Source organism: Streptomyces fructofermentans (assembly GCF_014651055.1).
Classification (GTDB): Bacteria; Actinomycetota; Actinomycetes; order Streptomycetales; family Streptomycetaceae; genus Streptomyces; species Streptomyces fructofermentans.
This window is the reverse complement of sequence record NZ_BMWD01000025.1, coordinates 18,140-30,968: the sequence shown is the minus strand read 5'-3', so window position 1 is coordinate 30,968 and position 12,829 is coordinate 18,140. Positions and strand designations below refer to the sequence as shown.

Here is a 12,829-nt window from a genome sequence, read left to right as displayed (position 1 = left end):
GTCAGTTCACCACTCCGGTCATCACACCCACGGGTACGGCGACGAAGCCCGCGGTCAGCAGCAGCGCCAGCACGTCGGCGGTCGCCTTCAGGGCGCGGTCGCGGGTACGGCTGCCCGCGCCGAGGGTCTGCGCCGCGCTCCAGAAGCCGTGCCGCACATGCAGGCCGAGCGCGAGCACCGCGGTGATGTAGACCGCGTTGCCGTACCAGGTGGAGAAGGTGTCGATCACGTTCTGGTACGGGTGGCCCGGCTGGAAGCCGTCCGGGTGCACGGTGCCCGTCGTCAGGTCGAGGATGTGCCAGACGATGAACAGGCCGAGGATGATCCCGCCCCAGCGCATGGTGCGTGTGGCGTAGCCGGCCCGCGGCTTCTTGTGCACGTACTTCGTGGGGCGCGCCCTGATGTCCCGGCGGCTGAGCTGGTACGCGGAGACGGCGTGCGCGACGACGGCTGCCACCAGGACCACGCGGATGATCCACAGGGCCCACTCGTAGTGCAGGAAGGGCTCGCCGATGGTGCGCAGCCAGTGCGCGTAGTGGTTGAAGTCGCCGGACCCGAAGAAGATCTTCAGGTTGCCGAGCATGTGGACGACCAGGTAGCCGAGCATGATCAGCCCGCTCACGGCCATCACGGTCTTCTTGCCGAGGGACGAGTCCCAGATGGTGCGTCCCATGGACGGTTTTCGGTCCGTCCGCGTTGCCAGAGCCATGGGTCAGCACGCTAGGCCCGGCCGGGTCCATCAGTCCAAGACATGATGCGGTTCGTTTCCATAGCGGATGCCTATGGAGGGCGTACGCTCGTGTCATGCAGTTCCAGCAGCTCCAGTACTTCGTGGCGGTCGCCGAGACGCGGCACTTCACCCGGGCCGCCGACCTGGTCCATGTCGCGCAGCCGTCCCTGTCCCAGCAGATCAAGGCGCTGGAACGCGAGTTGGGGGCCGACCTCTTCCTGCGGGCGCGCGGCAACATCACGCTCACCGACGCGGGCGAGGCCCTGCTGCCGCTGGCCCGCCGCATCCTCGCCGACGCGGACACCGCCCGGCACGAGGTCCAGGAGCTCGCCCAGTTGCGCAGCGGCCGGGTGCGGCTGGGCGCGACGCCGAGCCTCTGCACGGGCCTCCTGCCGGACGTGCTGCGCGCCTTCCACGACCGGTACCCGGGCATCAGGCTGCTGATCGAGGAGGGCGGCTCGCACGACCTCGTACGGGAACTCGCGCGGGGAGCGCTCGACCTCGCCCTCGTCGTGCTGCCGCTGCCGACGCCGTCGCCCGCGCTGACCACGGTGGAGGTGCTGCGGGAGGACCTGGTCGTGGTGTCGTCGCCCGAGGCGCCGCCGCCCGGGCGGGGCCGGCGGACCGTGGCCGTCGCCGATCTGGAGGGTGAGCGCCTTGTGATGTTCCGGCACGGCTACGACCTGCGGGAGCTCACCGTCGCCGCCTGCCGCGCCGAGGGCTTCGAGCCGGACTTCGCCGTCGAGGGCGGCGAGATGGACGCCGTCCTCGGCTTCGTCCGGGCCGGGCTCGGCGTGGCCGTCGTACCGAGGATGGTCGCCACCCGGTCGGGGCGTGGCCTGAGGGTGACGCCGCTGGCCAGGCCCGGGCTGCACCGGACGATCGCGCTGGCGCACCGCAGCGACGTGGCGCCGCCCCGGGCCGCGCGGGAGCTCCAGCGAATGCTCCTGGAACGCTGACCGCCCTCCCCGCGGGCCCACGGCGAGGCCGCCGCCCGGCTCAGCCCGGCCGGCCGGCATGGCCCACCCGGCACCACGGGGACCCTGCGGCCGACGTCACCGGGACCGGACGGGTGCCCCCATCTGGGCCGGACGACCCTCGCCACCGGGGCTGGGCAGGCGCCCCACCCCATCCGGACCGCCGGCGTCACGGCGGCTCGCGACTGGTCCCGCCAAGGGCCGGACGACCGACGTCACCAGGATCGGACGGGTGGCTCCGCCGGGGCCGGAGATCCGCCGCCACGAGGGCCGGGGCGGCTGGTCCCACCATGGCCTGACCGTCGCCGTCAGCAGGACGGGACGGCCGACGTCACCGGGCCCGGTCCGCCTGCCCGGCGGGACGGGAAGGTCGGCGGCACCGGAGCCGGACGAGTGCCGTCACCGGGACCGGACGGGGCCTGCGACGGCCGGGCGGCCGGTCTACGTCATCCGGCCGGAAAGCCGTCCGCACCGGGGCCGGACGACGGCCGGCGTCACCGCGACCGGGCGGGTGGGACCCACCGGGACCGGGCGGGGCCCGCAACGGCCTGACGGGCGGGGTCACCGGGACCGGGACCGGAAAGGCGACCCCGCCGGGGCCGGACCGGGGCCGTCACCACGTGGGGATGAATCCGCCGTCGATCAGGAAGTCGCTTCCGGTGATGTTGCCCGCCCGGTCGCCGGCGAGGAAGAGCACCAGGTCCGCGACCTCGGCGGGCTTGGAGAAGCGGCCCGTCACGGTGGCGCCGGACGCCTGGGCGACCACCTCCTCGGGGGTGAGCCCCGCGGCGGACGACACCGTCTCGGCCACTCCGCCGCCCCCCAGCCACAGTTCGGTCTCCACCGGGCCCGGACTGACCGTGTTGAGCCGGATGCCCTTGGGGCCGACCTCCTTGGACAGCGCCTTGGAGAACGCGACCAGGGCGGCCTTGCCCGCGCTGTAGTCGATCACCAGCGGGTCGGGCAGGGTCGCGTTGACCGAGGCGATCGTCACGACGGAGCCCCGTCCCGCGGCGAGCATCACCGGCAGGGCCGCACGGGTGACCCGTACGGCGGTCAGCAGGTTCAGGTCGACCGTGCGGGCCCACTCGTCGTCCGTCACCGACAGGAAGCCGCCGGTCCGCGCCGGGGCCGTGCCCACGTTGTTGACCAGGACGTCGATCCGCCCGCCCGCCGCGTCGACGAGCCGCGCGGCCGCGTCGGGCTCGGCGAGGTCGACGCCCACCCAGGTGACGTCCCCCTCCTCGGCCAGCGCGTCCAGGCCGGGCGATCTGCCGCGCGACCCCGCGACCACCTTGGCGCCCGCGCCGGCCAGCGCCCCGGCGACGGCGAGCCCGATGCCCTTGCTGGCCCCGGTGACGACCGCCGTCCTGCCCTGGAGTTCCGTGCTCATAGCCCTCAGCTCCGTTCCCGGGACGCGCGTCCTGTCGGCGCCCGAAACGGCGACGCGGCGCGGCCTCCGTTCCAGGAGACCACGCCGCGTCCGAGGCTTCAGCCCGTCGCGTCCACCAGCGCCAGCTCGTGCAGCCGGTCGGGCGGGCCCGGGCGGGCGTAGTACCAGCCCTGGGCGGTGTCGCAGCCCAGTATCCGCAGCTGCTCGGCCTGGGCGCCCGTCTCGACGCCCTCGACCGTCACCGACAGGTCGAGGCTGTGCGCCAGGGAGACGATGCCCTCGACGATCTTGAGGTCGACGGGGTCGGCGGGGAACTGCTGCATGCCCTGGGTGAAGGACCGGTCGAGCTTGAGGATGCTCACCGGCAGGCGCCGCAGGTTGGCGAGGTTCGAGTAGCCCGTGCCGAAGTCGTCCAGGGCGATGTCGACGCCCATCTCGGCCAGGCGCCGCAGCGGCTTCAGCAGGTCGTCGTCGGCGCCGATCAGGGCGGACTCGGTGACTTCCAGGCACAGCGCGGACGGTTCGAGTCCCGCCCGCTCCAGGATGTCGACCGTGTCGGAGACCAGACCGGGGTGGGTGAGCTGGCAGGGCGAGAGGTTCACGTTGATGCGCACGGGCCCCGCGCCGGTGTGCCGGTCCTGCCACTCGCGGGCCTGCCGCACCGACTGCTCCAGGACCCAGCGCCCCAACGGGACGATCAGGCCGGTGTGTTCGGCGAGCGGGATGAACCGGTCGGGCCCGAGCACGCCGTGCTGCGGGTGCAGCCACCGTACGAGGGCCTCGGCGCCGTGCACGCCGCCGTCGCCGAGCCGGACCAGCGGCTGGTACTCGATGAAGAACTCGCCCCGGTCGAGCGCCGCCGGCAGGGCGGTGGTGAGCCCGTGCCGGGTGATGGCGCGGGCGTCGGCCTCGGGGTCGGCGAGTTCGTAGCGGTTGCCGCCCGCCGACTTGGCCCGGTACATCGTGATGTCCGCGCTGCGCAGCACCTCGGCGGGACCGCGCTCACCCGCCGGGCCCTCGACGATGCCGATGCTGCCGCGGACGGTCAGTTCACGCCCGTCGATGCGCACCGGCGTGACGAGGGCGTTCATGATCCGGTCGGCCAGCGCGTCGACCTCGCGCTCTGTGTCCGGCCCGGTGGTCAGGGCCACGAACTCGTCGCCGCCGAGCCGCGCGACCATCTCGCCGGGCGCGGTCGCGCAGGACTGGAGCCGGTCGGCGACCTCGACGAGAAGCCGGTCGCCCGCGGCGTGCCCGAGGCTGTCGTTGATGGTCTTGAAGCCGTCAAGGTCGAGGTAGCACAGGCCGAAGCGCATGTCCTCGCCCGCGGAGAGCGCCTTGTCGAGGCGCTCGAAGAAGAGGGTGCGGTTGGGCAGTCCGGTGAGCGCGTCGTGCGTCGCCTCGTACCGCAGCCGCAGGTTGAGCAGCCGCCGCTCGGTGGTGTCCTCCATGAGGGCGAGCTGGTACTGCGGCGCGCCGTCCGCGTCGCGCAGCAGCGAGACCGTGAGGTTGGTCCACAGCACCGTCCCGTCGGGGCGGTAGAAGGCCTTCTCCACGTGGTAGTGCTCGCGGTCGCCGCGCACCAGTTCCTCGTAGAGCCGCCAGACCTGCGGAGCGTCCTCCGGGTGCGTCCAGTCCGTGACCTTGCGCCCGCGCATCAGCTGCTCGGTGCCGCCGAACATGCGCAGCAGGGCGTTGTTCACCTGGAGGAGGTTGCCGTCGAGGTCGGCGATGCCGATGCCTATGGCCGCGCCCTCGAAGACCGCGCGGAAGCGTGCCTCGGTCGCGTGCAGCGCGTCCGCGACCACTCCCTGGGCCTGGAGGGCGGCGCGGGCGATGGCTTCCTGCTCGGTCAGCGTCCGCTCGCGAAGGGCCCGCGCGAACCCGGCGGCCATGGCGTGCTGGAGCCGCGCGGATCGCGTGCGCAGGGCTTCCTGGGAACCGTCGCCGCCGCAGTAGAGCACCAGATAGGCGTCCACGCAGTCGAGGGTGCGGCTGAGCGCCTCGGGTTCGGTGCAGTGCGCGTCGATGAGGGCGGCTCCGACGGCCTGGCCCTCGGCGGAGTCGAACGTCCTGGCCCGGAGCGCCTCGCTGAGCCGCCGGGCGAGCGGCACCAGCCGCTGCTCGAACTCCGGGCGGGTCAGTGACGTCGCGGTGACCGGGAAGACCGCCCGGCTCCAGATCGTCGCGAACCTGCGCAGTCTGTCCTCCGGCCCGTCCGGCTCCGCGGTCACGCCGTGCGCCCCACGCCCGCGAAACCCGAGTAGGAATAAGGATCCTCGTCCTCGGCGGCCGAGTCGGGCCGCCACTTCGGCATCGGCACCAGTCCGGGTTCCACCATGTCGTACCCCTCGAAGAACCGCGCGATGTCGTCGCGCGAGCGCATGATCAGCGGGTTGCGGATGTCCTTGTAGACATCGACGGCACCCTCGGCCCGCTCCGGGGGGAGCGGGATTCCCTCGTACGAGGCGTGCGTGACGACGAGCAGACTGCCGGGCGCGAGCGCGTCCCTCAACTCTGCCACCGCCGCGTACGGATCGTCCTCGTCCTCCACGAAGTGAAGTATGGCAACGAGCAGCAGGGCGACTGGCCGATTCAGGTCCATCAGGTCCCGGACCACGGAACTGCCCAGGATCTCCCGGGGCTTGCGCAGGTCGGCGGCGACGACGTCGACGCCCTCCTCGCCGGAGAGCACGGCCTCGGTGTGGGCGACGGCGACCGGGTCGTGGTCGACGTACACGACACGTGCCTCGGGGCGGACTGCGCGGGCCACCTCGTGGACGCTGCCGAAGGTGGGGATGCCCGACCCGATGTCCAGGAACTGGGTGACGCCCTCCTCGGCGGCGAAACGCACCGCCCGGCGCATGAACGCCCGGTTCGCCTGCATGATCCTGGGAAGGCCCGGCATGAACTCCATTGCCCTGCGTGCGGCTTCCCGGTCGACCTCGAAGTTGTGCGATCCGCCCAGATAGTAGTCGTAGATACGGCTCACGCTGGGCACCGAGATGTCGATGCCACGTGGGGCCCAGGCGGGACGCTCCATCTATCTCTCCAAGGCGTAGGCGATCCGGTGTTCGACCAGAGGCTACTGATCGCCCGCCAACCGGGCGAGTGGAAACGGAAATTGACCGTCCGTTACACGTCACCCCCCTTTCGGGCGCGCCGAATTGACCGCCCGGCGAAATCGGACCTAAGCGTTCCAAAGGAACCGGCGGAATCCCCGCACGGTCACCAAGAGTCAAGACGAGAACCGCCCGGATGTGAAAAAACGCTTCACCCCCCTCGCCTGACGCGAAGGGGGTGAAACGGCGGTTGTGTGCACTTGTCCGATGTTCCGGCGCTCTCCTTCTCTGTGGTCCACAACCGTCCGCGCTCCGTGCCCCGCCTCCCCTCCGCGCTGCGTGTCCGTTGCCTCTCGGTGCCCGGCGCCGTGCCGCGTCCGGTGCCTGTTCGGCGACCAACCCTGGGGAAGCGGTCGACTACTTCGGCTTGCCGAGCGGCTTGCCCTCCGGCGAGATGGCGTACCACGTGCCGCCGACACCCTGGCCGTTGGTGTCGCCCGGCTTCTTGTCACCCGCGAAGGTGTAGAGCGGCCAGCAGTCGATGCTCTGCTGCTTGAGGCCGTCGGGGCGGTTGAGGACGACGTAGCCGCGGCGTCCGTCGTTCTTGTTGTCGATGCCCTTGGTGTTCGCGGCGGCGACCGGCTCGACGACCGGCCACTTCTCCAGGCACGCTCCGACACAGGCCGACTTCATCGGCCACGGGGTGTCCTTCTCGAAGCGGTAGACCGTCATACCGTTCTTGTCGACCACGACTTCACCGAGTTCGGGGTCGTTGCGGGTCGACAGGCCGGGCAGGTCCGCTGCGGAGCCGCCACCGCCGCCGGAGGCGGCCTTCTTGCCGGTGGGCGCCGACGCGTACCAGGTGCCGCCGACACCCTGGCCCTTGGTGTCACCGGCCTTGGTGTCCTTCGCGAACCGGTACAGGGGCCAGCCGTCGATCGTCAGCTGCTTGGTGCCGTCCGTGCGGGTGACCTCGCCCAGCAGTGCCTTGTCGATGCCCACCGGGGCGGTGGCGCCCGAGGCGGGGACCGGCGGCCAGGCGGTGGCGCAGTCGCCCTCGCAGGTCGACTTCGGGGGCTCGGCCGAGTCCTTGTCGAAGCGGTAGAGCGTCATGCCCGCGCTGTCCGTGACCACTTCGCCGAGCTTGGCGGTGTCCGCGACAGCGAGCTGCCCGGCGCTCTGCGCCTGAGCGGCGGTGCCCTGCTCCTCCTTGGCATCGGCACCTGTGCCGGTACCCGCCGTGCCGTAACCGTTGGCCGCGGGCGCCGCACCCACGTTCTGGCTGCCGGCCGCGTCGTTCGCCTTGTCCTGACCGCACGCCGTCGTCAGCACCAGCACTGCCGCAGCTGACGCTACGAGTGAGGCGCTCCGCCAGGAGGTCTTCATTGGTAACTCCCGCTGTCTGCAATAGATGTGGCGGCGCTCCTCAGCACCGCGTATGGCCCTAGGTACGGGGCGGGGTGCGGTGAGTGTTCAACGAGCACGCAGATTTCTTTCAGGTAACACGCGTGACGCCCGTTCACCCCGGGGCCGATGGGCCCCCGGGGACCCCTCGCCGGACCCGGCCGAACGACCCGCAGGACCGGTGGAACCCGTCCCGGCCCAACGACCGCACGACCGGTGGAACCCGCCCGTACGGGAGGCGCAGGACCGGTGGAGCCCGTCCCCTACGGGCGGCGGCGGACGGGCCCTCGGAAGCGCAGGGCCCCGGGCCCGGAGGTCCGGCAACCGCGTGATGACGGCGTGTCCCTCGTTCGGGGCAACCATGGCGCCACTCTCGCGTGCGCGGGCGCGCGGGGACCGATGATCTCCGTCGTGCCCACTCCACCACGAACTCCCCGGCAAAACCGATTCCCCCTCGTCATACGGCTGCTGATGCTGCTGGCCCTGACCTGGATCGCCGGCGGAGCGCCCGTCCCCGCGTCCGCCGACGCCTGCGCGTACGCCACCACCGGGTACGGCGGCACCACGGCCGTCTCCATCGCCGGGACCTGTCCGACCCCCACCCCCGCGCCGAGCCCCACGCCTCCCCCGCCGCCACCCCCGGAGCCGCCGCCTCCACCGCCCCCGCCGCCGCCCGAGCCGCCACCGGCTCCCACCCCGAAGCCGAAGCCGACCCCCACTCCGGCACCTCCACCGGCGCCCGCTCCCCCGCCGCGCCCCGCTCCCGCCCCGCCACCGGCTCCCGCCCCGCCCCGAGCGGCACCGGCGCCACCGCCGCCGCCCGCCCCGGAACCGGTACCGGCCCCGAAGCCCCGCCCCACCGTGCGCCCCAGCCCGCCGCCCGCCCCGGTGAGTTATCCGCCGTACCGGATCCGGCCGCGCAAGGCACCGCCCCGCAGCGGCCCGTCGCTGGTCTCGCTCACCCTGCTCGTCACCGCGCCCGCGGTGCTCGCCGTCGCCGCGCTGCGCCCGCGCTGACCCCTGGAGGAATCCTTGTCGGAATGGCTTGTTCTCGCCCTCGCGATGGTGGCGGCCAGCGTCGTCGTCCTCATCGTCACGCTCGTGCGGCACCACACGGCCCGCGAGGACGACGACCCGTCCGAGACACCGGACGTGATCGAGTACATGACGATGATGATCGGCGTGGTGTACGCCATCGTGCTGGGGCTGGCCATCGCCGGTGTGTGGGAGGCCCGGAGCGTCGCCCAGGACCACGTCCAGGCGGAGGCGCAGGCGCTGCACGAGATCACCGAACGCGTCCGCGTCTACCCGCCCGAGGTGCGCGACCGCATCCGGGACGACGTCAACGCCTACGTCGGCCACGTCGTCACCACGGAGTGGAGGACCATGGCGGAGGAGAGCCGGGTCACCGAACGCGGGGCGGAGCTGCTCTCCCGTGTCCGCAACGACGTCACGGACTACGAACCGGCCACGGACTTCGAGGCGCAGGCCTACCAGCCGCTCCTCGACCAGGTCACCGCGGCGGACACGGCCCGTACCGCACGCTCCGAGTCGACCGCCCCGACCATGCCGGGCGTGGTGTGGTTCGGCCTGATCACGGGGGCCGTGGTCACGGTCGGGCTGATCTTCGCCCTGCAGATCCGGCGCACCCTGCGCGAAGTCGTCCTCGCGGGGCTCTTCGCCGCGCTGATCGCGTTCCTGCTGTTCCTCATCTGGGACTTCGACGCGCCCTACAGCCGGGGGATCGCGGCCTCGGCCGATCCGTTCCTCGCGCTCTTCCCGGACGCCGGCGGCTCATGACGGAGCCGCGCTCCGATCGCCCGCCCGGCGCGCGCGACACGCCGGTCGCGTCCCCCGTCCGCGCGCGCCGTGTCCCCGGAACGGCCCACACGGTTGCCCCATTCGCGCTACACCGATCGCGCCCGCGCCCGCACCTTCCTAGCGTTTTGATCATCGAGGTGCATGACGGCGCAGCGGAAAAGGTCCGCGGCTGCGCCTCGGGACCGGAGGATTCACCATGCGCGCGATACGCGTCGCCTCGGCCGTACTGCTGGGCCTGACCGCCCTCACTCTCACCGCGCCGGTCGCAGCGGCCGGGGACGAGAGGGACCACCACGACGTCACCCCGTTCGGCTTCCATGTGTCGCCCTCGACGATCGCCGCGGGCGGCCGGGTGACGCTGGCGGTCGACGGCTGCCGTTCGGACACCAAGGTGACGTCCGGTGTCTTCGACGCGGTGACGATCCCGAAGGGCCAGTCCTCGGCCGTGGTCCCGGTCGACTGGGACGCGCGGCCGGGCGCCTCGTACAGGGTGACGTTCCAGTGCGGCAAGGACGACGGGTACACGGAGCTGACCATCGCCCACGGCCACCCGAGCAACCCCACTCCCCTCCCGCTCCACCACGGTGTGAAGGCCGGGGTCGGCGGCACCCTCGGCGGATTCGACCTGGGTGAGATCGGCCTCGGCGCCGCGCTCATCGCGGGCTCGGTCGGCACGGCCTACTACTGGACGCGCAGGCGTAGCGGCGAGCACGGCGGCTGACGCGCCGGACAGCCCTCCGCCCCGGATCCCGTCGAGGTCCGGGGCGGAGGGCTGTTCACGTGCGGTCGGGTCCTCCGGGGGCGGGGGGCGTGCTTCCGGGGGACCCGGTTCTCCGGGGGAGGATCCGGTCCCCGACCGGCAGGAGGGTCAGATCCTGCTCTCGGAGCGGCGGCGCATCCAGAACACCGCGCCACCGACGAGCGCGAGCCCGACGAGGCCTCCGCCGATCGCGATGTCGGTCGGCGTGGCTCCGGTGGAGCTGCTGCCGCCGAGACCGCCTCGGACACCGCCGATGACGGTGAAGGCGCCGGTCTTGGTGAGAGCGGGCTTGCCGTGGCACTGGACGGTGATGTCGTACGCGCCGGGCGCGGCCGTGCTGTTGACGGTCGCGGTCCCCTTCGAGGTCTCGCTGCTGCTGTGGATCGGGGACAGTTCCGTCCGCGGGAACGCGTTGGACGTCATGTGGCCGCCGGTGGGGCAGCCGTCGACGGTGACCGTCAGCTGCCCGCCCCGGGCGATGACGCTGGGCATGGCGACGATGTTGCTGGAGGTGTCCCAGGCCGTGGCCGTGGGAGCGGTGAGTCCGAGGGCGGCGACCGCCGTAACAGAGACCGCCAGAGCACGAGTGGTACGCATGTGATCCTCCGCGGAAGGCGCCCCGGGAGCCGTCCCCGGGTGGATCGGCGAGAAAACGCCTCCCAGACAGACCCTCAGTTGCCGTGCACAGGGCCGCATTTCGGGAATGGTCCGTCCTGGTGACCGGACACGCCGACAGAAAGGAACACAATCGGATATTGCCGCAGGTCACAGACCGTCAGAAAATTCCTTGAGGCGGCAACTCGGATGGCTCACGGAAGGTGGCCCCGACACCCGTTCGCCCGTCTCCCGTCGCCCGATGCGCGCGCTGCGCTTAGCGTTCTCGTATGCGCGACGGACGCGGCGACGGCCGTGTCGAGAGGGGTTTGCGAATGTCGGTGTCCGGGCTTGCCGAAGAGGAGGAGCGCCCCAGGAAGCGTGCTCCTTGGGGTGTCATAGCGCTTGTTCTGCTGACCGGCCTCGCGCTCATTCGGAACGGTTCGGGCGAGTTCGACGTGGGGCCCCCGCAGCCGGCGACGGCGGCGGCCGCGGAGAGCCGCGCGTCGGGCGGCACCGCACCGCGCGCGCCGGGCCCGCTGGCGTTCTCCGCGGTGGACCGCATCCGGATTCCGGCCATCCAGGTCGACGCCCCCGTGACGCCGGTGGGCCTCGACACGGCGGGCTGGGTGGACGCCCCGCCGCCGGAGGACCCGAACCTCGCGGGCTGGTTCTCCGGCGCGGTCTCCCCCGGTGAGAAGGGCACCGCCGTCATGGTCGGCCACGTGGACAACAAGCAGGGTCCGGCCGTCTTCTACGGGCTCGGGGCCCTCAAGAAGGAGAATCGCGTCGAGGTCCAGCGCGAGGACGGGAAGACCGCCGTGTTCGAGATCTACGGCATCGAGGTGTTCGAGAAGAACAACTTCCCGGGCGACCGGGTCTACGGAAGCAACGGGACTCCCGAACTGCGGGTCATCACCTGCGGAGGCGGATTCTCCAAGCAGAACGGATACGACGGGAACGTCGTCGTGTTCGCCCGGATGACCGAGGTGCGCTGAGCGTTTCCAGCGAAGTGCGCGGAGTGTTCTCCCGGGCGGGACACCCCGGGAATCTCCCGGCTCCCGGAATTGCGGTGGTCACCACGCGGGAGCGGCAACGAGGAAGGCCCACGGAATTCGAATTCCGTGGGCCTTCGCCATCTCCGGTCCCGGGGCCCGGGCCCGGGCCGCGGGTCCCGGGCCCGGGCCCCGGGCCTCGGCTACGTGTACTGCCGCCGGGGCACGGTGATGCGGTAGTCGGAGTCGAGCAGCCTCGGCAGGTACTCACGCAGCGCCCGCACGCTCTGCGAACGGTCGCCGCCCGCGTCGTGCCCCAGGACGACGACACCGGGGGCCGCGCCGTCCATCACCCGGCTCTCGATGGTCCTGGCCCCGGGAGCCGTCCAGTCGAGGGTGTCGACCGTCCAGCCGAGGGGCTCCATGCCGAGGTCGGCACCGATCTGGAAGGCCGCCCGGTTCCAGGCGCCGTAGGGCGCCCGGAACCAGACGGGCCGCTCTCCGCAGGCGTCCTCGACGACGTCGCTGGTGCGCTCCATCTCCGAGTGGACGGCGGACCTGCTCAGCCGGGTCAGCAGCGGATGCGACCAGGTGTGGTTGCCGACGACGTGCCCCTCGTCGGCCATCCTGCGCACCAGGTCCTTGTTGTCGGCGGCCATCTCGCCGCAGACGAAGAACATGGCGTGCACGTCGTGCGCGGCGAGGGTGCGCAGGATCTCCGGGGTGTAGCGCGGGTCGGGGCCGTCGTCGAAGGTCAGCACCATGGTCCGGCCGCGGCCGGCCACGCGCAGGAACGGCTCGTGGCGTACGAGGGTGGGGGCGGGCCCGCGGCGGACCGGGCCGTAGCCGGCGATGGGCTGGAGGCGGTAGGCGGACGGCTTCCGGGCCAGCCGGTTCGCCTGGGCACCTGCGGCGGGGGCAGCGGACCGGACCGGGGATCCGGGGTCTGCGGCGAGGAGTTGTGCCGCACCGGCGGCTCCTGCCGCTCCCAGGACGGCGGCGCCGGCGAGCAACGCCTTTCGCCGCGAGAGGAACTGATCCTTGTTCATGAGTTATGAGTCGCCCGGCCGGGGCCCGCCGCACCGCACGGACA

12 protein-coding genes are annotated in these 12,829 nt (G+C 72.2%); 5 read left to right on the top strand and 7 right to left on the bottom strand.

What is annotated here, in order from left to right; genetic code table 11:
- Position 1 precedes the first annotated feature (1 nt).
- Positions 2 to 673, bottom strand: a complete 672-nt coding sequence (locus IE265_RS28735; protein WP_190038632.1) for a succinate dehydrogenase — start codon at positions 671 to 673, stop codon at positions 2 to 4.
- A gap of 131 nt (positions 674 to 804) precedes the next feature.
- Between IE265_RS28735 and IE265_RS28730 the strand changes: the two genes are divergently transcribed.
- Positions 805 to 1,689 (top strand): LysR family transcriptional regulator, encoded by an 885-nt coding sequence (locus IE265_RS28730; RefSeq protein WP_190038631.1) that lies wholly within the window; start codon positions 805 to 807, stop codon positions 1,687 to 1,689.
- A 631-nt stretch (positions 1,690 to 2,320) separates the two neighbouring features.
- Here the strand turns inward: IE265_RS28730 and IE265_RS28725 are convergent.
- From IE265_RS28725 to IE265_RS28710, 4 genes are all read right to left on the bottom strand, one after another.
- The gene (locus IE265_RS28725; RefSeq protein ID WP_190038630.1) at positions 2,321 to 3,100 is read right to left on the bottom strand and encodes an oxidoreductase; all 780 of its coding nucleotides are present in this window, start codon (positions 3,098 to 3,100) and stop codon (positions 2,321 to 2,323) included.
- A gap of 98 nt (positions 3,101 to 3,198) precedes the next feature.
- The gene (locus IE265_RS28720; RefSeq protein ID WP_190038629.1) at positions 3,199 to 5,334 is read right to left on the bottom strand and encodes a putative bifunctional diguanylate cyclase/phosphodiesterase; all 2,136 of its coding nucleotides are present in this window, start codon (positions 5,332 to 5,334) and stop codon (positions 3,199 to 3,201) included.
- Positions 5,331 to 6,143, bottom strand: a complete 813-nt coding sequence (locus IE265_RS28715; protein WP_190038628.1) for an SAM-dependent methyltransferase — start codon at positions 6,141 to 6,143, stop codon at positions 5,331 to 5,333. Before IE265_RS28715 ends, IE265_RS28720 begins: the two co-directional genes overlap by 4 nt.
- 436 nt (positions 6,144 to 6,579) lie before the next feature.
- Entirely contained in the window at positions 6,580 to 7,548 is a 969-nt protein-coding gene (locus IE265_RS28710) for an SCO0930 family lipoprotein (protein ID WP_190038627.1), read from the bottom strand.
- A gap of 906 nt (positions 7,549 to 8,454) precedes the next feature.
- Between IE265_RS28710 and IE265_RS39025 the strand changes: the two genes are divergently transcribed.
- The 3 genes from IE265_RS39025 (at position 8,455) to IE265_RS28695 (ending at position 10,108) form a co-directional block, all read left to right on the top strand.
- Positions 8,455 to 8,583 carry a hypothetical protein gene (locus IE265_RS39025; RefSeq protein ID WP_268255856.1) on the top strand — a complete coding sequence of 43 codons (129 nt, stop codon included), beginning with the start codon at positions 8,455 to 8,457 and terminating at the stop codon, positions 8,581 to 8,583.
- Between the two features lie 15 nt (positions 8,584 to 8,598).
- Positions 8,599 to 9,366, top strand: coding sequence for a bestrophin-like domain (locus tag IE265_RS28700; protein WP_190038625.1), 768 nt, complete (start codon positions 8,599 to 8,601; stop codon positions 9,364 to 9,366).
- A gap of 217 nt (positions 9,367 to 9,583) precedes the next feature.
- Positions 9,584 to 10,108 carry a hypothetical protein gene (locus tag IE265_RS28695; RefSeq protein WP_190038624.1) on the top strand — a complete coding sequence of 175 codons (525 nt, stop codon included), beginning with the start codon at positions 9,584 to 9,586 and terminating at the stop codon, positions 10,106 to 10,108.
- A 147-nt stretch (positions 10,109 to 10,255) separates the two neighbouring features.
- On the opposite strand, the gene IE265_RS28690 is transcribed toward IE265_RS28695, so the two are convergent.
- On the bottom strand, positions 10,256 to 10,744 hold the full coding sequence (locus IE265_RS28690) for a hypothetical protein (RefSeq protein ID WP_190038623.1): 489 nt from the start codon (positions 10,742 to 10,744) through the stop codon (positions 10,256 to 10,258).
- A gap of 332 nt (positions 10,745 to 11,076) precedes the next feature.
- On the opposite strand from IE265_RS28690, the gene IE265_RS28685 reads away from it, so the two are divergent.
- Positions 11,077 to 11,739: a class F sortase gene (locus tag IE265_RS28685; protein WP_190038622.1), complete on the top strand. Its 663-nt coding sequence runs from the start codon at positions 11,077 to 11,079 to the stop codon at positions 11,737 to 11,739.
- Positions 11,740 to 11,939: 200 nt separating this feature from the next.
- Here IE265_RS28685 and IE265_RS28680 read toward each other — a convergent pair whose 3' ends face one another.
- Complete coding sequence (locus IE265_RS28680) at positions 11,940 to 12,785, bottom strand: polysaccharide deacetylase family protein (RefSeq protein WP_190038621.1); 846 nt, start codon at positions 12,783 to 12,785, stop codon at positions 11,940 to 11,942.
- Positions 12,786 to 12,829 lie beyond the last annotated feature (44 nt).